This is a genomic window from Bartonella grahamii ATCC 700132, assembly GCF_000518085.1.
Taxonomy (GTDB): Bacteria; Pseudomonadota; Alphaproteobacteria; order Rhizobiales; family Rhizobiaceae; genus Bartonella; species Bartonella grahamii.
In genome coordinates this window covers 42,446-64,408 of record NZ_JACX01000011.1, presented here as the reverse complement: position 1 = coordinate 64,408, position 21,963 = coordinate 42,446, and the positions used below count along the sequence as shown (strand labels likewise).

General features: G+C 38.6%; 23 protein-coding genes. 8 read left to right on the top strand and 15 right to left on the bottom strand.

From position 1 onward, the window contains the following. Positions 1–16: 16 nt before the first annotated feature. Positions 17–532, top strand: a complete 516-nt coding sequence (locus U736_RS0105650; RefSeq protein WP_026500429.1) for a Rossmann-fold NAD(P)-binding domain-containing protein — start codon at positions 17–19, stop codon at positions 530–532. Positions 533–2,450: 1,918 nt separating this feature from the next. Here the strand turns inward: U736_RS0105650 and U736_RS12785 are convergent. The 12 genes from U736_RS12785 to U736_RS0105570 all read right to left on the bottom strand — a co-directional run bounded on the left by U736_RS12785 (position 2,451) and on the right by U736_RS0105570 (position 9,240). Then, positions 2,451–2,603 carry a hypothetical protein gene (locus U736_RS12785; RefSeq protein ID WP_244596093.1) on the bottom strand — a complete coding sequence of 51 codons (153 nt, stop codon included), beginning with the start codon at positions 2,601–2,603 and terminating at the stop codon, positions 2,451–2,453. A gap of 409 nt (positions 2,604–3,012) precedes the next feature. Next, complete coding sequence (locus U736_RS0105635; RefSeq protein WP_244596094.1) at positions 3,013–3,264, bottom strand: hypothetical protein; 252 nt, start codon at positions 3,262–3,264, stop codon at positions 3,013–3,015. Between the two features lie 211 nt (positions 3,265–3,475). After that, positions 3,476–4,636 (bottom strand): DUF6990 domain-containing protein, encoded by a 1,161-nt coding sequence (locus U736_RS0105630; protein ID WP_425290139.1) that lies wholly within the window; start codon positions 4,634–4,636, stop codon positions 3,476–3,478. 13 nt (positions 4,637–4,649) lie between these two features. Next, positions 4,650–4,997: a hypothetical protein gene (locus U736_RS0105625; protein WP_026500425.1), complete on the bottom strand. Its 348-nt coding sequence runs from the start codon at positions 4,995–4,997 to the stop codon at positions 4,650–4,652. Between the two features lie 228 nt (positions 4,998–5,225). Beyond that, positions 5,226–5,582, bottom strand: a complete 357-nt coding sequence (locus U736_RS0105620; RefSeq protein WP_026500424.1) for a hypothetical protein — start codon at positions 5,580–5,582, stop codon at positions 5,226–5,228. Positions 5,583–5,800: 218 nt separating this feature from the next. Beyond that, on the bottom strand, positions 5,801–6,016 hold the full coding sequence (locus U736_RS11565; protein ID WP_143711784.1) for a hypothetical protein: 216 nt from the start codon (positions 6,014–6,016) through the stop codon (positions 5,801–5,803). Positions 6,017–6,336: 320 nt separating this feature from the next. Further along, positions 6,337–6,600: a hypothetical protein gene (locus U736_RS0105600; RefSeq protein ID WP_147269646.1), complete on the bottom strand. Its 264-nt coding sequence runs from the start codon at positions 6,598–6,600 to the stop codon at positions 6,337–6,339. 431 nt (positions 6,601–7,031) lie between these two features. Beyond that, a complete protein-coding gene (locus U736_RS0105590) occupies positions 7,032–7,349 on the bottom strand; it encodes a hypothetical protein (protein ID WP_026500420.1) in 318 nt (105 codons plus the stop codon). An 11-nt stretch (positions 7,350–7,360) separates the two neighbouring features. Further along, positions 7,361–7,558 (bottom strand): hypothetical protein, encoded by a 198-nt coding sequence (locus U736_RS11830; protein ID WP_015856893.1) that lies wholly within the window; start codon positions 7,556–7,558, stop codon positions 7,361–7,363. After that, positions 7,548–8,105, bottom strand: coding sequence for a hypothetical protein (locus U736_RS0105580; RefSeq protein WP_026500419.1), 558 nt, complete (start codon positions 8,103–8,105; stop codon positions 7,548–7,550). Before U736_RS0105580 ends, U736_RS11830 begins: the two co-directional genes overlap by 11 nt. A 55-nt stretch (positions 8,106–8,160) precedes the next feature. Beyond that, positions 8,161–8,712, bottom strand: coding sequence for a hypothetical protein (locus tag U736_RS0105575; RefSeq protein ID WP_026500418.1), 552 nt, complete (start codon positions 8,710–8,712; stop codon positions 8,161–8,163). Between the two features lie 9 nt (positions 8,713–8,721). After that, positions 8,722–9,240 carry a hypothetical protein gene (locus U736_RS0105570; protein WP_026500417.1) on the bottom strand — a complete coding sequence of 173 codons (519 nt, stop codon included), beginning with the start codon at positions 9,238–9,240 and terminating at the stop codon, positions 8,722–8,724. 2,227 nt (positions 9,241–11,467) lie between these two features. On the opposite strand from U736_RS0105570, the gene U736_RS0105545 reads away from it, so the two are divergent. The 3 genes from U736_RS0105545 to U736_RS0105515 all read left to right on the top strand — a co-directional run bounded on the left by U736_RS0105545 (position 11,468) and on the right by U736_RS0105515 (position 15,813). Next, positions 11,468–12,037: a hypothetical protein gene (locus U736_RS0105545; RefSeq protein WP_026500414.1), complete on the top strand. Its 570-nt coding sequence runs from the start codon at positions 11,468–11,470 to the stop codon at positions 12,035–12,037. Between the two features lie 1,491 nt (positions 12,038–13,528). Further along, complete coding sequence (locus U736_RS0105525) at positions 13,529–14,509, top strand: YopJ/AvrA family T3SS effector serine/threonine acetyltransferase (protein WP_015856898.1); 981 nt, start codon at positions 13,529–13,531, stop codon at positions 14,507–14,509. A gap of 374 nt (positions 14,510–14,883) precedes the next feature. After that, entirely contained in the window at positions 14,884–15,813 is a 930-nt protein-coding gene (locus U736_RS0105515; protein WP_026500412.1) for a YopJ/AvrA family T3SS effector serine/threonine acetyltransferase, read from the top strand. Positions 15,814–16,292: 479 nt separating this feature from the next. Here the strand turns inward: U736_RS0105515 and U736_RS12600 are convergent, their stop codons facing one another. Then, a complete protein-coding gene (locus U736_RS12600; protein ID WP_143711786.1) occupies positions 16,293–16,544 on the bottom strand; it encodes a hypothetical protein in 252 nt (83 codons plus the stop codon). A 187-nt stretch (positions 16,545–16,731) separates the two neighbouring features. Here U736_RS12600 and U736_RS0105505 point away from each other — a divergent pair, with 187 nt between their 5' ends. The 4 genes from U736_RS0105505 to U736_RS0105495 are packed head-to-tail and all read left to right on the top strand — an operon-like array spanning position 16,732 to position 17,956. Beyond that, a complete protein-coding gene (locus U736_RS0105505; RefSeq protein ID WP_026500411.1) occupies positions 16,732–17,394 on the top strand; it encodes a lysozyme in 663 nt (220 codons plus the stop codon). Beyond that, positions 17,391–17,627, top strand: a complete 237-nt coding sequence (locus U736_RS0105500; protein ID WP_026500410.1) for a hypothetical protein — start codon at positions 17,391–17,393, stop codon at positions 17,625–17,627. The genes U736_RS0105505 and U736_RS0105500 overlap by 4 nt, the downstream gene beginning before the upstream one ends. Beyond that, entirely contained in the window at positions 17,551–17,763 is a 213-nt protein-coding gene (locus U736_RS13170) for a hypothetical protein (RefSeq protein WP_015856902.1), read from the top strand. The genes U736_RS0105500 and U736_RS13170 overlap by 77 nt, the downstream gene beginning before the upstream one ends. Next, entirely contained in the window at positions 17,756–17,956 is a 201-nt protein-coding gene (locus U736_RS0105495; RefSeq protein WP_026500409.1) for a hypothetical protein, read from the top strand. The genes U736_RS13170 and U736_RS0105495 overlap by 8 nt, the downstream gene beginning before the upstream one ends. 1,997 nt (positions 17,957–19,953) lie before the next feature. Here U736_RS0105495 and groL read toward each other — a convergent pair. Both groL and groES read right to left on the bottom strand, forming a co-directional pair. Next, on the bottom strand, positions 19,954–21,597 hold the full coding sequence (groL, locus tag U736_RS0105480; protein WP_015856904.1) for a chaperonin GroEL: 1,644 nt from the start codon (positions 21,595–21,597) through the stop codon (positions 19,954–19,956). A 58-nt stretch (positions 21,598–21,655) separates the two neighbouring features. Beyond that, the gene (gene groES, locus U736_RS0105475; protein WP_005774667.1) at positions 21,656–21,952 is read right to left on the bottom strand and encodes a co-chaperone GroES; all 297 of its coding nucleotides are present in this window, start codon (positions 21,950–21,952) and stop codon (positions 21,656–21,658) included. Positions 21,953–21,963: the final 11 nt, after the last annotated feature.

The window sequence follows — 21,963 nt, the reverse complement described above, 5'->3', positions numbered from 1 at the left end:
CAAAAAGGGAGGGGGCATGAAAAAAAAGGGTGCGCACTATCGTTATTTAGTGGTAGGGGGCACAGGGATGCTTGCCCCTTTCTGTCAATCACTCAAGCCAAAAGAAGTGATTATTGCTGCACGCTTTCTTTCACATAAAGTCCAGCTTGAGGCATTGCACAACAAACAGTTGTGCGTGCCGTTGGATTATGATTGTACGACATCAAAGGCACAATTTTTAGAAGCTGTGAAGCAATGGCATGATCTAAAATATTGCATATTATGGATTCATTCGTCCGCCCATGCATTTTCTTGCGCATTAATTGAGCAGTTAGCTCTTTTGCCTAAACCACCATGTATTCTTCATATTTTTGGTTCCAACACTCATGATCAAATGATCTTCGAGTGTGCGCGCAAAAACAAGGTTGATTTTATCCCCATTCGATTAGGACAAAAAACAACCCCAAAAGGTTCACGATGGCTGACTCATCAGGAGATAAGCCAACAGATACTGGATGCCATAAAAAACCATATGAATAAACAAAATTTATAATCAATACCTATGCTTTTCAAAGAAGCCGTGCCCCTTCAATCTCTACCCATACTTGGAACACCCTCTTGAGCCCCCCATACTCTTTTACATCATAGGCTTTGCGAACGAACAATCCCCCTCTCTGCACCTCTCAAACAGCATGCCTATATCAACAGCCCCAAAACTAAACGTTTTTACCCTTCTCAAACGGGCTATTCCCCTCTGACGGTTTATGATCTTCACGGCGGTTTATTCCCTTCTCACGGGACTTAGACAGCATAATCTTATGGGGCGTTATGTTATAAGGCGTCATGGCATAAAGCTTAAAACAGCAAATTGTGTTTAGAATTTTTTGTCTATTTTAAAACTGACCTTTCTCCCCACACCTCAAGGAACGACGGTTTCTACGGAACAATGGTTTCTACGGAACGTAAGGTTCCCACGAAAAACTTCTCTTTCAACAGTCCAAATTTTAGCAGGTTCGAGTTGATTTCCCGCTCATAGTCTTCCCGTAATACTCATACGCGACAAGCTTTTTTAAAGAAATTTCAACGCGCTCCTTAAAACAACACTTAAACGTACCAAGAAAGCTTATATCAAAACAGAGTTTTATGACATCATAGGATGATATATTATAACAAACACCATATCAGAACCGAATGAAAATTAGACACCCTTACAGTTAGCGTACAAAAGCACCCTCATATGCTAAGCATAATAAAAAAGTATCGCAATAAACCGAAAAGAAAAAAACCAATAGAAAACACAATTAGCACGCACACCTGCTTTAAATGCATTTTTACGACAGCAAATAAGAAAACGTAAAATAAAGAACCGTCAACTTTCAAGCCATTAAACTCAAAAAACAAGTGGTGGATTGAGCTAAATTTAAAGCCTTATAAAGAGAACCACTGATCATATACAAAATATACCAAAGATACGAAAAACTTCTCTCAAATTTAACGCATTTCACAATCCAGCCCCTCCATTGGCACCCTCTTCTCCCCAACCGCCCCACAACCCTCACGATCCTTAATCAACCACAAATTCTTGCATTTGCAGTTCCACGTTTTTACGATTTTGCAAATTCACAGAAAACAAGAAAACCTCCGATAAACAGCCAAAGCCTATTACAAGCCTATTAATTGACATCAGCCATTTTCACCAAACGCCCCCATTCCAATGACGCATTTCACAATCCAGCCCCTCCATTGGCACCCTCTTTACCCCAACCACCTCAAAACCGTCACGGCTCTTGATCAACCACACATCCTAGACTTTACAGTTCCACGTTTTTGCGATTTTGCAAATTCACAGAAAAAAGAAACCTTCCGATAAACAACCAAAGCCTATTACAAACCTATTAATGAGCATCAGCCCTTTTCACCAAACGCCCCTCCATTTCAATGACGCATTTCACAATCCAGCCCCTCCATTGGCACCCTCTTCTCCCCAATCGCCCCACAACCCTCACAGCTCTTGATCAACCACACATCTGCGCCTTTACAGTTTCACGTTTTTACGATTTTGTAAATTAACAGAAAACAGGAAAACTTCTGATAAACAGCCACAGCCTATTACAAGCCTATTAATGGACATCAGCCCTTTTCAAACAGAGAGCAGCGTAAAATGAGAAAAATAATCTATGCCCTCCTCCCAAGCTGTGAAGCAATGGCATGATCTAAAACTCATACTTCCCCCCCCATGACATGAGTGCTACACACGCTTTTTCAGCGCTGCGTTTAATTGTTTCGTAACCTTGTAATACGATATCAAACGTTTGATAAAAGAAATATACAGTGCCACAATGGGTATTGTTAAGAACAAATCAAAAACACCCCCCAGCAGAATGATCAAAATCATCGTCCAAGCTGCCGCCATTTCGTAATGCATTTTATCCCCTTCTCTTTATAAATTGATTTGTGTGGTATAAATTGATTTATTGGGTTGCTTCAGTCACTTCTTCCAATTGCTGAATTTTCTTTTTCAACCGAGAGGTTAAAATTTCACGAAGGATCACAACAACAGGAATCGTTGCAAAAATAGATACAGATAAAAAAAACCAGAAAAACAAGAGAATGACAATATACATAAATCTGCTCTCATCTATCCCTTTAAAGAAAATCACATAGACATAAGCTTTGAAAAACATAATGATGAAAGAGAGGCATGCGTGGAGGATATAATCTTTGCGTGAAAAAGCGAGCCATTTTTTTAACGAATGGGAACTTATCTGTGTTTCTAGTTCTAAGTTTTGCGGTACTCTCTCTTTCTCTTTTCCGCTTTTTTCAAAGAAACAAAAACGCTGTGGGTATTCTTTCATCAAACGTCTTTGTTTTTTCACTCTGTAATAGAGCCTCAAACACTTTATTAAAGAATAATAAGGCGCCACAATAATCATATTCACAAAAATGGCAAAAACTGTAACTGCATTTAGAAGAAAACATCCAAACGGCAGAAACAAAATAAAAAGCGCAAACTCTCCCCTCATAGCCATAGTCTCATTGAATAATCTCTTGCTGCTTTATTTCTTCTTTCAATTTTTTCTTTATTTTTTCCAATCTGCGCTCTTTAACGGAGCGCAGTCCCCACAAAATAGGAAGTGGTGTGAGAAGACAAAACCAAATCAACACCGGTAAGAGAAAAATAAGAGAACCAAATCCTTCCCATCTTGTCCATTGCAACGGCTCTACCAGAGATTTTGCACCCGCAGGAACTTCTAAAGCCATCATGATAAGACATGTGCAAAACATAGTGAAAAAGCAGCGCCCTATTATTTCACAACTCCCTACCCCTTTACGCCTTTCCACTGAAGACACCATAAATTTTTTGAATAAAAAGAAAGACTCTCCAAATGTTGCTTTTTTCTCCTGCATTGTTCCCCTCTGCTTTTACACTTCGCGTGTTTTACGCATTATTTTTAGGTTTAAGCTGTTTTTAATTTATCTAAACTCTTTATTTTTCTCAATAAATTTTTTCATCAACCCTAATTTCTACATCCATATATTCTAACTCCCCATCCTTTATGTAAAGAATATCGGGACGATAGGTTTTTCCATCAACCTCACAAATCGCGTCCTTTTCGTAAACAAAATATCCCTGTTGCCTTAATTCTTCTCTTTTTTCCTCGATCAATTTTTCATAAGAATCTCTTCTTCTATTACACAAACTGGGATCTTTAGCTCTAAAATATTCATAGCTCTCCACCTCCATGGAAAAATCCTTTGCCGCCTGTTTAAGCAAATCGTAACTGGGTTGCTTTGTCTTTTCTACCGCTTGAGCGATTATCATCGCGCGTTCCAGATGCTCCTCTTCGATGCTTGTCTCAAAGCCCAGCTTCTCACCTTCCATAAAGCTTTTGTGATAAGCATTTAAGGTTTCAACATCGCCCATCAAAGCCAGAGCTGCAAGATAGCGCAGCGAATAAGAAGCAAACTGAGGGACCACAATTTTGTTTTCCCAAGGAGGAATGCGATATTGAGAGCGAAGCATATTGCCAAGATCAACCTCTGTCATTGCCTTTTCTAAAGCTTTCTCGAGTGCACAGCGTAAATGCTGGGCACTTACCTTTTCTTCAAAAATTTCCAACCCCTTCACATCAAAACTCAATTCGAGAGCAATCAAGCCTCCAGAATTATAAGGGTCTATCGTTTGGCAAGCCGCCGCATGGATACCAGAAACCACCGCAATTGCACAATCAAATCGCGGATACCCCTTCTCAGCATTATAAAGAAACTGCACTTCACGATCTGGTAAATAATAGGTGGCCAAATGGTCCCCTTTTCCTTCAATTTCCACCCTCCATCCTAAACTCTTTAAAAGCGCCGTTGCACTTTCCATCGTTAAGATTTCCTCATTAGACAGAGAAAACTCTGTAAACTCTTTTTCCTCAGATGATGATTTAATCATCGGCATTTCCCCACTAGACGGCTCAAAAGCGATAGGTTGTTCAAGCACGCGGTTGAATTCTTTTGTCACTTGGCAATACAGTCTCACCCGCTTGAAAGTAGAATAATACAATGCCCAAATGAACATCGTGACCACAGCAGAAAGCAGCGTGAAAAGCGTCAAGCCCACACCCCACGAGAGTACAACAATAATATCCATCATTTTAATATTTATCATTTTCCCCGCCCCTTCACGCGCTGTTTTGTTGAGAAGCGGTTTTGCTCCGCTGCCGGATTTCTTGATCCAACTTATCGATCTTTTTTTTCAACAAACGCGTAAAGATGATACGGACCACAAAGGCAACAGGAATGAGCACAAAAGTTAAATCTAATATAAACTCCCCAATAGAAAAGAGAGCTGCTATGACATTCCCTTTCCACTCACGCCACATTAGTACGAAGAGAACCATTCTCAAAGTTACCACAATGAGAGCAATGCAAAAGATGATTTTATAATTTTTGCTTGTCAAAAACGCTTCTTCAAGCGAAAAAGACCGTGGTTCTTCGTCCAATAGTGCATTTTTTCCATTGCCCCTCATTTTTTATCCCTCATTTGTTTCAATTTTTAAGCCATTTTCATGAACTAAAGCTTTCGTCCTCACAATGAATGAGGGTTCATCAATATCAAACGCTTGTATCCCTCATCTTTTATAAAGACAATATCAGAGTTGCATTTTTTTCCATTACCTTCAAACATCGCAAAAATAGAAGGTCTCCTACAACGCATGAGAATATATAAAGACCAGTATTCATTTTCTGCCCGCCCTTCACGCGCGGTTTTGTTGAGCAGCAGTTTTTCTTCGCTTCCAAATTTCTTGATCCAACTGCTTGATTTTTTCTTTCAACAGAACCGTGAAAATGATACGGACCCCAAAGGCAACAGGGATGAACAAAAAAAGAAGCACTGATATAAAAACCAATATTAATGTTAAAATGAACAGGATATAATTCCACCACTCTGTCAAATCCCACTTAAAAAACATAAAAAATGCCACTTTAAAAGCTGCCACAATAAAAGCAATGCAAAAGATGACTTTATAATTTTTGCGTGTCAAAAACGCTTCTTCAAGCGAAAAAGACCGTGGTTCTTCGTCCAATAGTGCATTTTTTCCATTGCCCCTCATTTTTTATCCCTCATTTGTTTCAATTTTTAAGCCATTTTCATGAACCGAAGCTTTCGTCCTCACAATAAATGAGGGTTCATCAATACCAAGCGCTTGTATCCCTCATCTTTTATAAAGACAATATCAGAGTTGCATTTTTTTCCATTACCTTCAAACATCATGTTTTTATCACTCACAGTGTATCCCCTGCTGTCCTAAGGCTTCTCTTTTCTCGTCGATTAAATGTTCATAAGAATATCTTCTTTTATTGCACAAATTTGGGTCTGAGGCTCTAAAATTCTAATCACTGCTCTTTTTATTTCCAAGAGATAAGCTTCTTTCCAAAGAAGAAGCCAACTGATGAAAGAAAATCGTAACGAAGTTGCTTTGTCTTTATGACAATTTGAACCATCAGCAAAGCCGACCCCTGTAGATTTTTTTGATATTTTTTTCAAAGCCCAGCCTCTCACCTTCCATAAAGCTTTTGTGAGAAGGGTGTAAAATTTTAACATCAGCCCTCAATACCAAAGCTCCAAGGGTGCACAGCAAAGAAGAAGTCCCTTGAGAGATATCATTATTTCCTTTTTCCAAGGCGGTGCCCCCATTTTGAAAGCCAAGCACACTGCCAAGATCAAGCTCAGTCCCAGATCAACCTCAGTCATTGCCTCATCGAAAGCTTACTCAAGTACACAACGTAAACGCCCTACGCTTACCTCTTCCTCAAAAAATTTCAATCCCTTTGCCTTAAAATCCACCCCTTTGCTTCAAAGTCCAGTTATAAATCTGGCAAAGCCTTAAAATAATAAGGATTAATTATTTGGCAAGCCGCCGCATGGATACCAGCATCTCCCACAATTCCATAATCAAATTGCACAAAACCTTTTTCATCCAGAGAGAGAAACTGTCCTTCACGGTCTCGTAAATAAATAACAGTCTCGTAAATAAATAGATGTCCCTCTTTTCTTTCAATTTCTCTCCTCCAACCCAAGCTCTTTAAAAGCACTGTTGCACTTTCCATGGAGCAAAACGTTTTGATCAAAAACTTAAGCTTTTGGCTCGCCTTCTTTATGCGCTTTGCCTTTCCACCTGCAAAAAATGGGCTCTTCTTCCCCAAACACCAGAATATCTTGTGCTTTAAGTATAGATTTTTCGCTCTCAATATCGCTTGGTAAGACACATTTTTATACTTGATAAAGAAAATAAGTTACAAGATTTTCTCTCTTTAAGAAAACACCAACAGCAAATGAAGCCCAAAAACAATAAAAGCCTCTCTTCGCTTTCCCCCTCACCGCTCAAACAAAAGCCCCACGCAAGCAAAAGCCTCACGCAAGCAAAAAACCCAATCAAGCGAGAGCCTCAATTCTTTTCAAAAACACAGCACAAATATAAAAAAGCATAAAACGAGAAGCGCACCCCATGCTCCTTAATGAACAAGTCAAACGCAAGGCTTATGGCAACAAAAGCATCTCTTCACTTTTTCCCCTCGCTCACATCGTATAATATAACTGGAGCTTTTTTCTGCTCAACCTCTTCTTCTAATTGCCGTATCATTTTCTTCAACCGACGGGTCACGATAAAACGCATAATAAAAACAATCGGTAAGAATAAAAAAGTACAGGCAAGCATCCATGCCAGCGGCTCGAATACGACAAGAGAAACAAAGTCCCTTTCTCTCCATATCTGAACGACAGTAGTTATAACTATTGGAGCAGTCGCCATGACTGTAGAAAGATAGAATATTTTTTTATAGTCTTGCCAAACAAGAGAAAGCTGTTTTTTATCAAACATTCTGCTGCTTTTTATTTTTGAGAGATCTGTTTTAAGGCGATATCGCGTTCATTCAGCACGCATTTCAGTTCCTTTTTCACGCGACAATAAAGCCGCGCACGCTTGATAAACAGGTAATAAATGACAACGACCGGTGCCCATATTAAAACACTTAAGAGCGTAAAGAACAGAAAAGAAATGGCTATTAATGTTATAAGACTACTCGTCATTTTGTCCCCCTTCCACATTCTGCATACGCATTGCCTGATCGCGTTGTGGTATCGCTTCTTCCAATTGTTGAAGCATTTTGTTCAATTTTCTCGTTAACTGCATGCACATGATCCCAATGATCGGAGAAAAGAGAAGAACCCCTAACCATATAAGGCTCAACAGCTGCATAATAAAGGCAACGCTATCATTTTTCCACCATACAAAATTTGCGATAGAGCAAGCAGATTGCAAAACAGAAAAGAGAATAAGGATAAAAAAGATTATTTTACATTCTTTTGAAGAAAAGGGCAGAGCTTCTTTGACGTTAAGAAAACGCATTTTCGCATCAAGGGTCTTAAATACGAGATTGTGTCTTTTCATTTCTCCCCGATCATTGCGCAATTGTTGTACAGCTTGCTTTTGTTGCGTCGTACTCTTTTTCAAGTCTTGAGCGAGTTTAAAAGATAACCTGATATGTTTGATCAACAGGTAAGGAAACCTAACAACGACCATAACCATTAAAATGGCAATGATAACGAACCCTAAAAAAGCCAAATGCTGCATCATAATGCTCCCTTTTTTTCCCTATCGTATTGATGTGAAATTATCATTTTTATTCTCTTCAAACAAATGTTTCTAATCTCTTTGCTGTTTTTTTCACGCCATACTGAAGGAAACTATGGAGAATTAAAATGACAGGTAAAGAAACAACAATACATGTCCAGACCCAAAACAGCAGTCGCATGACAAAATCAATAATGTGAAGCACTATCATAGGCACGTAATTGTGCAAAAAAATTGCAGATTTTGGAAGAAACGCTAAAAAAACGACAACACCTGTACAAAGTGCAACCATAACGAAAGCGATAAAAAAGATCATAAAACAATCTTTTTTTGAGAGAAGCAAAGATTCTTGAAAAGAAAAGGCACTGAACTGTGTTGCAAGAACTGTATTCTGTCCTCTACCCTCTGCCTGATTATGCCTCAAATTCTGCGCTGCACCCTTTTTTAATTTTCGCTGCGTCGCCAATAACAAGATTGTCCGTTTTATTAAAGAATAATAAAGTGCAACGATTGTCACCATGGTAGAAAGGAATACCATAAAAATTGCAGAACAAATAAAAATTGCCGTCCCTACGGCAATCAACATTCCAATGATTAAAGAAGCGGTCACTTTCCCCTCCTATAGTCTTCTGTTAAGAGATTGGTTGTCTAGCTGTTGCTGCTCTGGCAAGGTTTCCCACAGCTTCATCATTTCCTTCACATCCCGTTTAAATACGATGTTAAAGACAACAAAGAGCGGACAAAAACCAAAAAGAACGCCAAAAATCATTTGCGGTAAGAAACATAAAAAAGCCCAAACACTATTCCACCCCGCATCAAGCAAATGCTCAATGATAGGATTTTTAAAAGGATGTGCAAGGCTCTCCTGAATTATTTCCTGAAAACTTTCTTGTTTCATTTGTCCCAGTGCTTGGAACTGTTCTTTGGACATAATGTGAAAAAAATCCAGAGGATCCATATAAACAGTTGCGACAAAAAGCACCAACAAGAGGATAGCCAAACAACAAATGATGATATAATCGCTTGTTGAGAGAGCCGTCAATTTTTTGAAAGTTGCCGATTGATCCAACACTGGCTGCGATACAAAAGCCTTATCTCCCTCATGGGCAGATTGCTGTTGTGATTTATCTTCGATCATACGGATACTCCCCCACTTTTAAAATTCCCACTCTTCAAATTTGATAGCACGCCACCAGCGCGACAAATTCGCTTAGCACTCTTCTCAGAGTAAAGCAAGCACTATAATCCCTTCTAAATATTTTATTCACTTAGTCCCTATACGCGCTTATACATGACGCGCTTACAAGCCCAAACACCCCTTTCCCTCTCTTTATCGATCACATAAACCCTAAAGGACACCGTTTTACAAAAATCCAACAAATATTTAATCTAAAAAACATCCCATGTGGAAAACTGACATACCCACCATAAACGACAGTGTTTTCACCGCTTAAATGAAGCCGAGTATATATGAAGCAAAGGATAATGATATTCCTTGCTCGCCTCAAAGAATAAAGATTTTAAAACCCACCTCAGTTTGTAAACAATCCCATTGCTCTTAAGTGCACTCTACCTGCTGAGCACTTTATGGGCTCCACTTGCATAAAGCGCTCTACGAACAACACCTCCCTTAACACAAATTATTCCTTAACATTGGCACCTAATTTTTAACACTTATATGCGTCAAACGTTGTAATGCCTCATAAGCCTTCCTATCCCCGCCTCAAATGACAGTATTTTATGGCATAACAAGATAAAAAACATTTTCACAAGCGCTTTGTATCTTAATAATCAACACATCCTAAATGCTGTAAGATTCTCTCATTTCAAATCTACTCCCTGTTGAATCAATCAAAATTATTTGCTTGTACGTAAAAAGTGGGGGAGCCATGCGGAGTGAAATTGTACAATGAAAATGCCTCTTATAAACCGTCTCAAATGCCAAGAGCTTGTAATACATATTGGGAATTGGCAAAGTCATGCGATGATACCAGCTTACGCTTTTATGAAGCCTAAAAATGATGATACTTAATAAAGTTATATTATCATGGGATTTTATATTATCATGAAAGCTTTACCATGATACCCTTCTTGAGCCACCGTCGTGAAATGGGCTCGAGCACATGTAAAAGATGTCTCTTAAAAACAAGCGCGTGAATATGCCGCAATAAGTATATTCCGTTTGAGGCATTGTGTATGACGTAAGAGATGTGCCCCCAGAATATGATAAACAAGAACGCGATAAACAAAAGCGTGAAGCAATAAGCACGCCCCACAGACCAAACCAAACAACCGATTATCTAAAATGCGCCTACAGCAGCTTTGAAGTTTTTCAATTCTCATTTTAAAATTTCTTGATTAAAAAAGTCCCTATTTTAAAATTAAAAAAGAAATGTCTTACACCTCATAGCCCCCACCTTTATAAAAGCATCTCTTAATAAACGCCTCTTTTATCAAGTTACCTGCCGCTTATAAAGCTTCTTTGGATATTGCATCCCGTCATTTAACCATTTTAAGTGACCACCTCCCTTTTTTATGATGAAATCCATTAAAACAGCAAAAACAAAAATATCCTCTATAAACGATAACTCTAAATCGCTTGATCCTTCACAGTTTATTTTATTATTTTGAACTGATGAACCATATTTTACTTGAAAAGATAAGGATCTTATGCTATTATAAGAACATTGAAAAGTTTGTTTTTTTAAGCTCTGTATCGCTCAAAAAAAAAGATAAAATCCTCTATAAAAGATAAAGGTATGTTAGCAGTCTGATCTATATCAGGTATCTTGGTACAGCGCCCAATAAGAAACCCCCAATATGCCTCCCGATAACAAGGCCCCCCGAATGATAAAACCCCACTAAAAACAATGACTTTTCAAAGGTGAAACTGAAAAGTTTCCACAAAGCGCTCATGAGAAAGAAGGCAAATAATCCTATTAGAAAAGACTTCCTATTAGAAAGATGACGCCATACCCATAAAACATCATTCTTGTTTATTTATTCGCATGTGACAAAAGTTTCTTTTCAACTGTTCTAGAGCAGTTGAGAAATCTTTAGAGAGCAAATAATCCGCTATCCATGAAAAAATAAGCATGATAGGGGCGAAAAATAAGACTGGTAGGGGTAAGATAAAAATGACAAGAAACACCTTAAAGATGATTTTTTCGCCCCACCCCGTTGCTGTTCTTTGTGCTGAAAGACGCCTTTAGTATCCGTTTCTCCTTTGATCTGCAACAGCTCATATTCCCCCAGTATTTGCCCACCCAGTATTTGCTCCCTCCCCCAGTATTTGCTCAAAGTGCTTTTTACATCACTGTCCCCCATCAACAGACAGTTTATTTTTCATTTAAATGGTTAAGTTCATGAAAATACGTAAAAAACGCGGTAGACCGAGAATAACAGGCAAACTCAGAGAGCCCAATGGCCGTATTTCACGTGCCCAAAGCCCCAGCGAATCTGCGCTTCAATCTGCGATTGAAATGCGTGCAAAACACTTTGGTTTAAGCCTCGAAGAAGCGAAAAATCCGCTTGTCGGAACCTATATTGGGCGTCTTTGTTTGCTTGGCTATAAAGGGGATTCATCAGGCATCAGTAAAGAGCAATATGATACGGCGCAACGATACTTGCAAATCAGAAACGACTATTTATGTGCAAAAGGCTTACCAAACGGCTATTATGATGGTTTTACGCACAGCGCATCAGATGAGAAAACAAAAAAGCAATGGGTTCAAAGAGCGACGGAACACTATGAAGATATGCAAGAAGCGATTAAAGAAGCGCAATATTTACATCGTCAACACAACTTTCATGCGGCATTACAATATCTTGTTATAGAAGATCAACCGCTGCCTAATCTTGTTGGTTCGTTGCGTATTATTCTTGATGCCCTTTATAAACATTTTGACTGTTCTAGCAAAAAGAGCATTAGCTAAAAACACCCATCGTTTTCTCTCCCTCACAGGATAAAGATTCCAAAATCCCCTTTGTAACATGCCTCTTTGTAACCAGCTCCGTTGTAAAGAGACAATCCTTCTTGGCAAGTTACACTTGAGACCCACTGGACTTGCCTTTCATAGAATTCCATGGGATTGACGAGCTTAAAGCACGCAACAAACAAGCTTTAAAATATCCACCACGCCCTTTAAAAAACGCTTCAACCTGTCAAAGAGACTTATCACCATACCTCAACTATATATCTACCCATGCCTCAAAGGACAATAATTCACAGCATATTTCACGACATAGGCAAGATAAATATTGCCCCCTCTTCAAACAGCAACATTTTCCCCATCACCTCCCCATCACCTCCCATTGTAACAAACCGCCCTCATCATCCACTTTTCCCCCAATATCGCGATATCCTTAGCCCTTGAGACAATTCATTATAGTCATTGTGCATCTTTTTTTGTACAATTCTATACAGCTCTTCTGATCTTATGACGAACAAGAGACATGGCTTTGATTGCAGCATAATCTGGATTTCTCATTCAAGATCAATAACGACTAAAACATCATTATAAATCAATAGCTCATCATTAAGACACCCCATTGATTTTTTACAAAATTAAAAGCATCATCCCTTAAACGAAAGAAAAAGCCCCCACCAACAATCTCCTCCCTCATCAACAACTGTACCGGTAACCATCCACTCATCACGCCACCGCTAATATGACAGACAGCACAGCCCCAATCGCCAACACCTACGCTTTACTCCCGCAACACCTGCCAACCACCGCCTTCCCAATTCCATCAATAAAATACCACGGATTTCAAAACCACAACTCTCTCCTCTCCCTTCACCTTGCTCCCTCTTTTCTCAAAGGAGAAAATGTTTTTTGCCACATCAAAAACTTTCCCATTAAAACAACATATTTTGCTGCATAGCTAATGAATGAGCTTTTTTCTGTAGATTTGTTGCCACAATAAAAAAGGAAAAAATAATCGTTTCGCTGTTGACAGAATATGAAAAATCGTATTTAATAATGGGTGCGGTAAGGGGTTTTTTGCGCCCAGATTTCATCATCAAATGTTTGAGTTATTATAGACTGTTGTCAAACAGTGTGTTTCGCGACAATCTTCAGAAGCCTCCTGTTTGAAGGTATCTTTCGTCTTTCTCTGATTATTTTTCTTCTGCATCATTCAATTTGCATCACCAACAGCCCTATAATTTTGAGATTTTCAAAACAAGCAGTATCCAATAAGGGCTCCCAATAAAACGCTCTAACAAAATACCCCAATAAAAATATCGATACAATACATTCACAGAAATGATGAGCAATATACGAATAATAATATGAAAACGACAACAATATGCTCTCATCGCCTCATCTTTCAAAATGCAAAAGCTCTCTTTCAAAACATTGTTTAGCCAAAGTTGAAGAAAATAATGTCGTCCATTGATTATTAATATGGAGGCTAATATCATGAAGCCACAAGATTCTTCCCCCCCTCATTCCTCACAAATACCCGAAAGTACAAGCGCACCTGAAGAAGCAAGCGCACAAAAAGCTGCGAAGACACCCGAAGGAGCGCGTGCAAATGCATCACTAGACAATCTTGCTTCACATTTAGAACGGCTCAACATCGAAAAAATTAGAAATACTCCTTTTAATCGTGCGGAATTAAAAGATATTGTTGCTGGTTTAGAACAGCATAATGCCGATGGAAGTTGGATAAAAAATTATTATGATATTTTAGATCTTTATATGATGCCAGCCTTGGTAGATCAAGCAAATCGTAAATATCCAGAGATGAATCTTAAACTTGCGACGCCCCCTGACGGCTTTGCCCTTGCGCTTAAAGAAACGCTCGAAAACGGCATAAAATCTTCCAGGCTGATTGTTAATGCGCATGATAGGGGAATCCATTTTGCGGTCGTTGATCATCAAACTATAGAAGACAAAACATCTTTGATCTTTTTAGAACCTACCTCACTGCGTGACACGCTCCCCGCCTTACTTGCATTAAGAACGCGACAATCCATTGAAGATCACCAATTGCCTAACATTCATTTTGCCATGGCAGAAATGGATATTCAACGCAGTTCCTCTGAATGTGGGATGTTCAGCTTAAGCCTTGCCAAAAAGCTTTATCTCGAAGCTGATAAATTAAAAAGACTGCACAAAGATAATATTAAAGGCATGTTATGTGAACCAGATACGCCTTTACCTGCTGAAAAGTTAGATCCATATCTTCCAGCTCGTTTATACAAACACGTGCAAGGAAGAAGACGTCTTAGGGAATATCTAAAAGCCAATCCAGAAGCAGCACATGAAAAAGTAAACAAAAAAGGAGAAACTCTAACCGAGAGGTTTGAAAGAAGCTTAAGTGTAACAGAGACAAAAACTGTTTCTGTTTCACAGCACAGAAAAAGAGCGACGGAATACAAATCTCTGATGATGTAATGAAGACTTTTTTCATATCTATAAAGAATGAAGTTATGCTGCTTGACAGTAAGGTGTGGGTTGCTGTTAGCAAATCTTCTTTTCCCTTTGAAAGAAGTAAAAATGCAAAAAGTGAGCAATTACCTCTTCAAACAAAAGGCAAAACAATCGTATTCTATTAAAAGCAGCCCATTTTAAAGCCCGTATTTTAAGACTTTGAACAAACATAAAACACGCAAGTTTTGAAAAGACCTACCCGTACTTTCTTATAAAGCAGCCGAAAAATGATTTTTTCCTTAATCTTCAAGAGATAAAGATTCTTTTTCAAAACATTATTTGGTCAAAATATAAGAAAATAATATTGCCTCCCGATTATAACCACGGAGGTTCATATTATGAAGCCACAAGATTCAAAAGATACTGCCGCTCATGCCTCACAAATAGCAGAAAGTAACATCGAAAATGAATCCTTAGAAAGCCTTATTGCCCGTTTAGAACAACTCAACGCTCCTCAAAAAGAAGAGAGCACCTTGAGTCAGGAAAAGTTGAAAGCTATTATTACAGACTTAGAGGATGATCTCGTCACCGGCCGTTGGATTAACTCTTATTATGAAAATATAGATATTAGATTGATGCCGGCTCTCGTAGAAAAAGCAAACAGCAAATATCCAGAAATGAATCTCAAATTGGCTCTTACAGCAGAAGAGTTTTCGCACGCACTAAAGGAAGTGGTTGAGAGCGACGCAAAATCTGCTCGATTTATAGTAAATTCGGGAAGTAAAATCCACTTTGCAGTCCTTGATTATCAAAAAGTTGATGACAAAATCTCTTTGATTATGCTTGAACCTACAACATTTCAGAATATCACTGCTTGCAAACTAGGGATAAAAATAAATCAAACCCTTCAATGTCTTCAACTGCCTCCTTATTCTTTTACCACGGCAGAAATGGATATTCAGCGAAGCTCTTCTGAATGTGGGATGTTTAGCTTAAGCCTCGCCAAAAAGCTTCATCTTGAATCTGATAAATTAGCAAGATTGCACAAAGATAATGTTAAGGGTGTATTATGTGAACCCAATTCATCTTTATCTGCTGAAAAGTTAGATTCCTATCTTCCCATCAGTTTATACAAGCATGCGCAAGGAAGAAAACGTCTAGAACAATATTTAAAAACCAATCCGGATGCTGAACATGAAACAGTAAACAAAAAAGGTGAAACTCTGAGAGAGAGATTTGAAAAAAACTTAAGAACAACAGAAGGAAAAACTGTTTCCGTTTCCTCCCACCAAAAAAGGCTCACTGAATACAAATCTTTGATGATGTAATTGAGTTTTTTTCCATACCCATAAAGAACGAGGCTCTGCTGCTTGACGGTGAGGTGCAAATTGCTGTTAGCAAATCTTCTTGTCCCTTTGTAAGCAGGTAAAGATGCAAACAACAAGCAACGTGACCTCTTAAAGACAAAAGGCAAAACAGGACTGTTCTATCAAAATCTGTCGATTTTAAAATTTTATCAAAATTCCACAGCTCTTCTTAACAATGATCTATATTTGAATAGATAGAAAGCTGAATACATAAAATATTTTATAGTTTTGGATGTTAAATAAAAGCACACGCATCTTTCTGTAGATTTTTTCTAAGAGTTGTGCACTTTTATCTCAAGCGCCTCCACATCAGTACCACTTGCCAAAACAACCGCAAACAGCCGCTCTCTTATCCCTCACAATCAACACCATCCGTTCTCCCCATCTCTCCCCCCCCCCCACAACCCCTGCCAAAACAACCGTAATCACCAACACCAATGCTAACACAAATCATTGTGCACCCCTCCCCCCCTGCCACGCCAACAGTGCCTTCTAAAAATTCCATTCACCAACATATATGTCACCCCTCCAACCACACCTCTCATGCCACCGCTAACACAACCGTAATGCCACCATAATGCCATTGCGTACATCAACACAATCGCCAACCTCACCAACATCAATAAGACCAGCACCAATAAGCCCCTATCAACAAACCAGCACCAAGTCTCAAAACCAACAACATCTCTCAACGGAAAACACCAGCCAAACCATTATCCCACTTGGCCAACCATTATCCCATCCCTTAAGATGCTACAACTAACATTTTGATTTTATTAAAGTTTCACGTCTCTTCTGTTTTTGAGGAGTAAAAAATTTCATTTTTAATATGTCGACCAGCCTCACGTTAACGTGAGGCTTTATTTTATGGAGAAGCAAATGAGAAAAATATCATCAGCAGGGCTTGCACTCATTAAACAATGGGAAGGATTGCGTTTGAACGCCTATAAAGATGCCATCGGGGTATGGACAATTGGCTATGGACATACCAGCGCTGCTGGCGAACCGTTCGTTCACAAGGGCATGATCATTACTGAAAAACAAGCAGAAGAAGTTCTTTCTCAAGATTTAAGACAATTTGAAAATACCGTTGAAACAAATGTGACGGTTTCCTTAACGGATGAACAATTCGCCGCGCTCGTATCGTTTTGCTATAATATAGGAGCTTCGGCTTTTTGTAATTCGACCCTGCTCAAAAAACTCAATAACGGCGAATATGAAGCCGTCCCTGCTGAATTACAAAAGTGGACCAAAGCAGGAGGAAAACGTCTTCACGGTTTAGTGCACCGTCGTGCAGCCGAAGCAGGACTATGGGCAAAAGGTGCTTATGTTTCTCCTAACTACCAAACCGTAGAAACGCAAGAACCAATGGGATTTTTCAAAGCAGAAGCACTTACACCGATTATTGGTTCTTTTTCTGGACTTGGAGGCTTATTGGCAGGCAATGGTCCCATCCAATGGGCATTGGCAGCCATTATGATTTTAGCCGCCTGTGCTGGCATCTTCTTTGTGGCAAAACGGTTTCGGGAGCAACGCTTATGATGTGGTGGATGAAAAAAAATCTGATGATAACAGGAGCGACTCTAACCGCTTTTTTTATCGCTTTAGCAAAAGTTTTTACTCTTGGAAAAAAGATTGAACAACAAAAGCAAATAGAAAAAACGCTAAAGTCATCAACAACACGACTAGAGGTGGAAAATGAAATTAATCAAAAAAGTGATCCTGATGTACGCGCTGCTCTTACTCGCTGGTTGCGCGATAAAAACAATAAATGAACCTTTTTCTTGCGTTGGTTGGATGCCCATTTATTTAGACAAAAAAGATCTCAATATCATCAGCTCAAATCTAGCAAGAGATATTTTAAAGCATAACAAACAAGGGGAAGGCTTGTGTGGGTGGAAACATGGCTAGAAAAAAAACAGAGCTGACAGACCAGGAAAAAGAAATCCTACAAGAAATCATCACGACTTATAAAAGTGTAAAAATAATGTCACGCTATACGAAGTGGATTATATTCATCATTTTCTTATTAGCGCTTGATTTTTCACGTATCGTGGATGCATTGGCAAATATTTTTACACAAAAATCGAATATTCAGCTCTAAAATAAATAAAAAACATGAGACGTGTTAAATCTTTTTTAAAAATATAAAAAGCCATTCGTTATTTTTTGAAAACACGGAGATTTTATTGATGATTTTTCACGTCTCATGGAGAAATTTTTACACACTCTTCACCAACGCTTTCATGAAATGAATTTAGGAGCATGAAGAGAGATTTTTAACAAACGCGTGAGTCAACAACTCTGGTAACATAAGAAAATGATCATACCAACATACATTTTTAAATAACCTATTGATGATCAAAAGATTTTATACTCTTCACAAATCCCATCGGGAAGATACCATCGCGAAAAAATTTAAAAATATTTAGAGATATTTTTTTAATAATTGCATAAGTAAACAACGCAAAAAGCATTAACTTGCCTAAAATCCCCTTTCTTTACGCTTTAAAAAAGAGCAATCGGACACCACCCTACACGTTACCAATCCCCAATATTTATAAAACCCCCGTTTATACCCCCCCACGTTTACAAAAACTCTTTTTATAAAAAACTGACTATTTGAGAATATTCATGAGATGCATTTTTATTTTCTTTAAGTATTTTACCCTAGCTCCATCCACTTGTAAGGTATAAGAAAATAATTGAGATTATTTCAACATAAGAAAGAATTGAAATAAAAAAATCCACCGCAATAAAAATCTCTTATTCAACATACAAAACAATAAATTATTCTTATAAATAAAAACGTTGCTCCATTAAAAGTTTTGCCATTAAAATCCATTAAAAAATGTGAAGAAACACATGATTATCGTTATTTGCAAGAATGCAATGCTCTTGAAAAGAGTAAAACCACATCACATTGATTTATAACTATCATTAAGCACTCTTCAACTTGAATTAAAACCCTGCATATCGTGGGATTCTCTCATTTCCAAACCTGTTTCTTTTGAAACAATCCAAACCATGTCGCTTGCACATTACAGTGTATGGGTCAAAACTATACAAGCAAGGCATGCCTCACCGTCTCACGGACTAACGGCTTGTCATAACATTGAGAGCTGGAAAATGTATGATAACGTTCGCGTATTCTTTTATTAAGCGTAAAGATGATCGTGCCCTATAGTTATGCACTTCATGAGAACTTTGCCCTTATGCCATTCATGAATCCATTACGAAATCGTCCATTGCGAAATCGGTGTGACAAGCGAAATGTCTCTTAAAAAACACGTCAATAGGCAAAAATGTATATTTGGAGACAAATATATTTGCGACTTTTCTGTTTTACGTGAGGGATTTCACAAAAAAAAGATACGCAAGCAACAAAAGTTTGAGGCATCATCTTCATTATTTAATAAGATATTACTATAAATACCTTTAAAAGTCGTAAAGCAAAAAGATGATGACAAGACGAGTGATTATATGCCTTTACATTCTTCCTCAATGAGGCTGTCTTTCTATTGCAGAGATTAACCAAACAGAGATATGCTTGTCCCAGTATACAAAAGCCCTTTAACAGAGCAAACCTTAAATTTTGTTTTCATACAAAATCTTAAACACCAGCATCTTATTCATAAAAAAACAAACAAGACCCAACATGCTTTGCCCAACTTTCTCTCTTCAACTTTCAATGGGCACGAACTCTTGCGTTGGTTCATAAAAACCATTCGCCCTTCTAAAGCGCAAACACGAAAGTACAAACACAAGATTTTTTAATGTTGCATACATAAACTTAAAATGAAAAAATAGAACTGTATAAGAAAGAAATGACTATAAATCAAAAAGTTGTATTTTTATCAATAAAATATTTTCAAAGAAAACCACGATCCCCGCACAATAAAAACATCTCATAAATGCAAGAGAAAAAGTCATGAATAAAGAGAGAGATCTATTCACAATGGCGATACATCAACCAATGAAAAATAACAAAATGCTATAAGATCATTGTCATAAAAGGAAGAACTGTACAAAACGTGAAAAAGCATTAAAAAAAACGGGCACAGAAGGCCCGTTTCTTTATTACTTCTATGGAACAAGAGCTTAGAAATCCATTCCGCCCATTCCACCCATTCCGCCACCAGGCATTGGAGGCATTGGTGTATCTTTCTTTGGAACTTCAGCAACCATTGCTTCTGTTGTAATCAGAAGGCTAGCAATTGAAGCCGCATTCTGGAGAGCAGAACGCACAACTTTCACTGGATCAACAATTCCCAAAGCAATCAAATCACCAAATTCACCCGTGGCAGTATTGTAACCATAAGTGTCAGCATTATTTTCCAGCACTTTGCCCACAATAATAGCGGCTTCTTCACCGGCATTGGTTGCGATTTGACGTGCTGGCGCTTGAAGAGCACGACGAACGATATGAATACCTGCTTCTTGGTCAGGATTGCTTCCTTTAACGGTCAACGCATTTGCTGCACGCAACAATGCGGTACCACCACCAGCAACAATACCTTCTTCAACAGCAGCACGTGTTGCATTCAAAGCATCATCAACACGGTCTTTCTTTTCTTTCACTTCAACTTCTGTTGCACCACCAACACGGATAACAGCAACACCACCAGCGAGTTTAGCAAGTCTTTCTTGCAATTTTTCACGGTCATAGTCAGAAGTTGTTTCTTCAATCTGAGCCTTGATTTGATTAACGCGAGCAGTAATTTCAGACTTTTGTCCAGCACCATCAATAATGGTAGTGTTTTCTTTAGAAATATTCACTTTCTTTGCACGTCCAAGCATATCCAAAGTGACATTTTCAAGTTTAATGCCCACATCTTCAGAAATAACCTGTCCGGATGTCAAGATTGCGATATCCTCTAACATTGCTTTACGGCGATCACCAAATCCAGGTGCTTTTACAGCAGCAATTTTCAAACCACCACGCAACTTGTTGACCACGAGTGTTGCCAAAGCTTCACCTTCCACATCTTCAGCGATAATGAGAAGTGGTTTTCCAGACTGCACAACAGCTTCAAGCACTGGAAGAAGAGATTGTAGATTAGACAATTTCTTTTCGTGAATGAGAATGTAAGGATCATCAAGATCAGCGACCATTTTCTCAGCATTTGTGACAAAATAAGGGGAAAGATACCCACGGTCAAATTGCATTCCTTCAACGACTTCTAATTCCGTTTCAGCAGTTTTAGCTTCTTCTACGGTAATGACGCCTTCATTGCCCACTTTTTCCATAGCATCAGCGATCATTTTACCGATTTCAGCAGCACCATTAGCAGAAATGGTTCCTACTTGTGCAATTTCTGCTGAAGTTTGGATTTTTTTTGCTTTTTTGAAGAGGTTTGCCACCACTTCATCCACAGCAGCATCAATCCCGCGTTTAAGATCCATTGGGTTCATGCCCGCAGCAACAGCTTTAACACCTTCTTGCACAATAGCTTGTCCTAAAACAGTTGCTGTTGTTGTTCCATCACCAGCGATATCATTGGTTTTAGAAGCAACTTCGCGCAACATTTGTGCACCCATATTTTCGAACTTATCTTCAAGTTCAATTTCCTTTGCAACGGATACACCATCTTTTGTGATGCGAGGCGCACCGAATGATTTATCAATCACCACATTGCGACCTTTAGGGCCGAGTGTCACCTTAACAGCATTAGCAAGGATGTCGACACCGCGCAACAAACGCTCACGCGCTTCACGGCCAAATTTGACTTCTTTAGCAGCCATTTAATTTCTCCTTGGAGTTTTCTCAAAATAGTACACAATGAAAAGTTAAGCGCTTCAATTAGCCCATAATTCCCATAATGTCAGATTCTTTCATGATGAGGAGGTCTTCCCCATTAATCTTGACTTCAGTTCCAGACCATTTTCCAAAGAGGATACGGTCTCCTGTTTTGACTTCTAAAGGCACACGCTTTCCGTTATCATCGAGAGCGCCATTGCCAACAGCAATCACTTCGCCTTCTTGAGGTTTTTCTTTTGCTGTATCAGGGATGATAATCCCACCAGCCGTTTTATTTTCAGATTCAACCCGACGGACAACGACACGGTCGTGAAGTGGGCGGAATTGTATATTAGCCATGTTTTAAATCC

What these genes read in the sequence shown, in the direction of transcription:
- U736_RS0105650 (WP_026500429.1), top strand. Translation starts at nt 17, where the DNA reads ATGAAAAAAAAGGGTGCGCACTATCGTTATTTAGTGGTAGGGGGCACA.
- U736_RS12785 (WP_244596093.1), bottom strand. Translation starts at nt 2,603, where the DNA reads ATGTATATTGTCATTCTCTTGTTTTTCTGGTTTTTTTTATCTGTATCT.
- U736_RS0105635 (WP_244596094.1), bottom strand. Translation starts at nt 3,264, where the DNA reads ATGTTTTGCACATGTCTTATCATGATGGCTTTAGAAGTTCCTGCGGGT.
- U736_RS0105630 (WP_425290139.1), bottom strand. Translation starts at nt 4,636, where the DNA reads ATGATAAATATTAAAATGATGGATATTATTGTTGTACTCTCGTGGGGT.
- U736_RS0105625 (WP_026500425.1), bottom strand. Translation starts at nt 4,997, where the DNA reads ATGAGGGGCAATGGAAAAAATGCACTATTGGACGAAGAACCACGGTCT.
- U736_RS0105620 (WP_026500424.1), bottom strand. Translation starts at nt 5,582, where the DNA reads ATGAGGGGCAATGGAAAAAATGCACTATTGGACGAAGAACCACGGTCT.
- U736_RS0105590 (WP_026500420.1), bottom strand. Translation starts at nt 7,349, where the DNA reads ATGTTTGATAAAAAACAGCTTTCTCTTGTTTGGCAAGACTATAAAAAA.
- U736_RS11830 (WP_015856893.1), bottom strand. Translation starts at nt 7,558, where the DNA reads ATGACGAGTAGTCTTATAACATTAATAGCCATTTCTTTTCTGTTCTTT.
- U736_RS0105580 (WP_026500419.1), bottom strand. Translation starts at nt 8,105, where the DNA reads ATGATGCAGCATTTGGCTTTTTTAGGGTTCGTTATCATTGCCATTTTA.
- U736_RS0105570 (WP_026500417.1), bottom strand. Translation starts at nt 9,240, where the DNA reads ATGATCGAAGATAAATCACAACAGCAATCTGCCCATGAGGGAGATAAG.
- U736_RS0105545 (WP_026500414.1), top strand. Translation starts at nt 11,468, where the DNA reads ATGAAAATACGTAAAAAACGCGGTAGACCGAGAATAACAGGCAAACTC.
- U736_RS0105525 (WP_015856898.1), top strand. Translation starts at nt 13,529, where the DNA reads ATGAAGCCACAAGATTCTTCCCCCCCTCATTCCTCACAAATACCCGAA.
- U736_RS0105515 (WP_026500412.1), top strand. Translation starts at nt 14,884, where the DNA reads ATGAAGCCACAAGATTCAAAAGATACTGCCGCTCATGCCTCACAAATA.
- U736_RS0105505 (WP_026500411.1), top strand. Translation starts at nt 16,732, where the DNA reads ATGAGAAAAATATCATCAGCAGGGCTTGCACTCATTAAACAATGGGAA.
- U736_RS0105500 (WP_026500410.1), top strand. Translation starts at nt 17,391, where the DNA reads ATGATGTGGTGGATGAAAAAAAATCTGATGATAACAGGAGCGACTCTA.
- U736_RS13170 (WP_015856902.1), top strand. Translation starts at nt 17,551, where the DNA reads ATGAAATTAATCAAAAAAGTGATCCTGATGTACGCGCTGCTCTTACTC.
- U736_RS0105495 (WP_026500409.1), top strand. Translation starts at nt 17,756, where the DNA reads ATGGCTAGAAAAAAAACAGAGCTGACAGACCAGGAAAAAGAAATCCTA.
- groL (WP_015856904.1), bottom strand. Translation starts at nt 21,597, where the DNA reads ATGGCTGCTAAAGAAGTCAAATTTGGCCGTGAAGCGCGTGAGCGTTTG.
- groES (WP_005774667.1), bottom strand. Translation starts at nt 21,952, where the DNA reads ATGGCTAATATACAATTCCGCCCACTTCACGACCGTGTCGTTGTCCGT.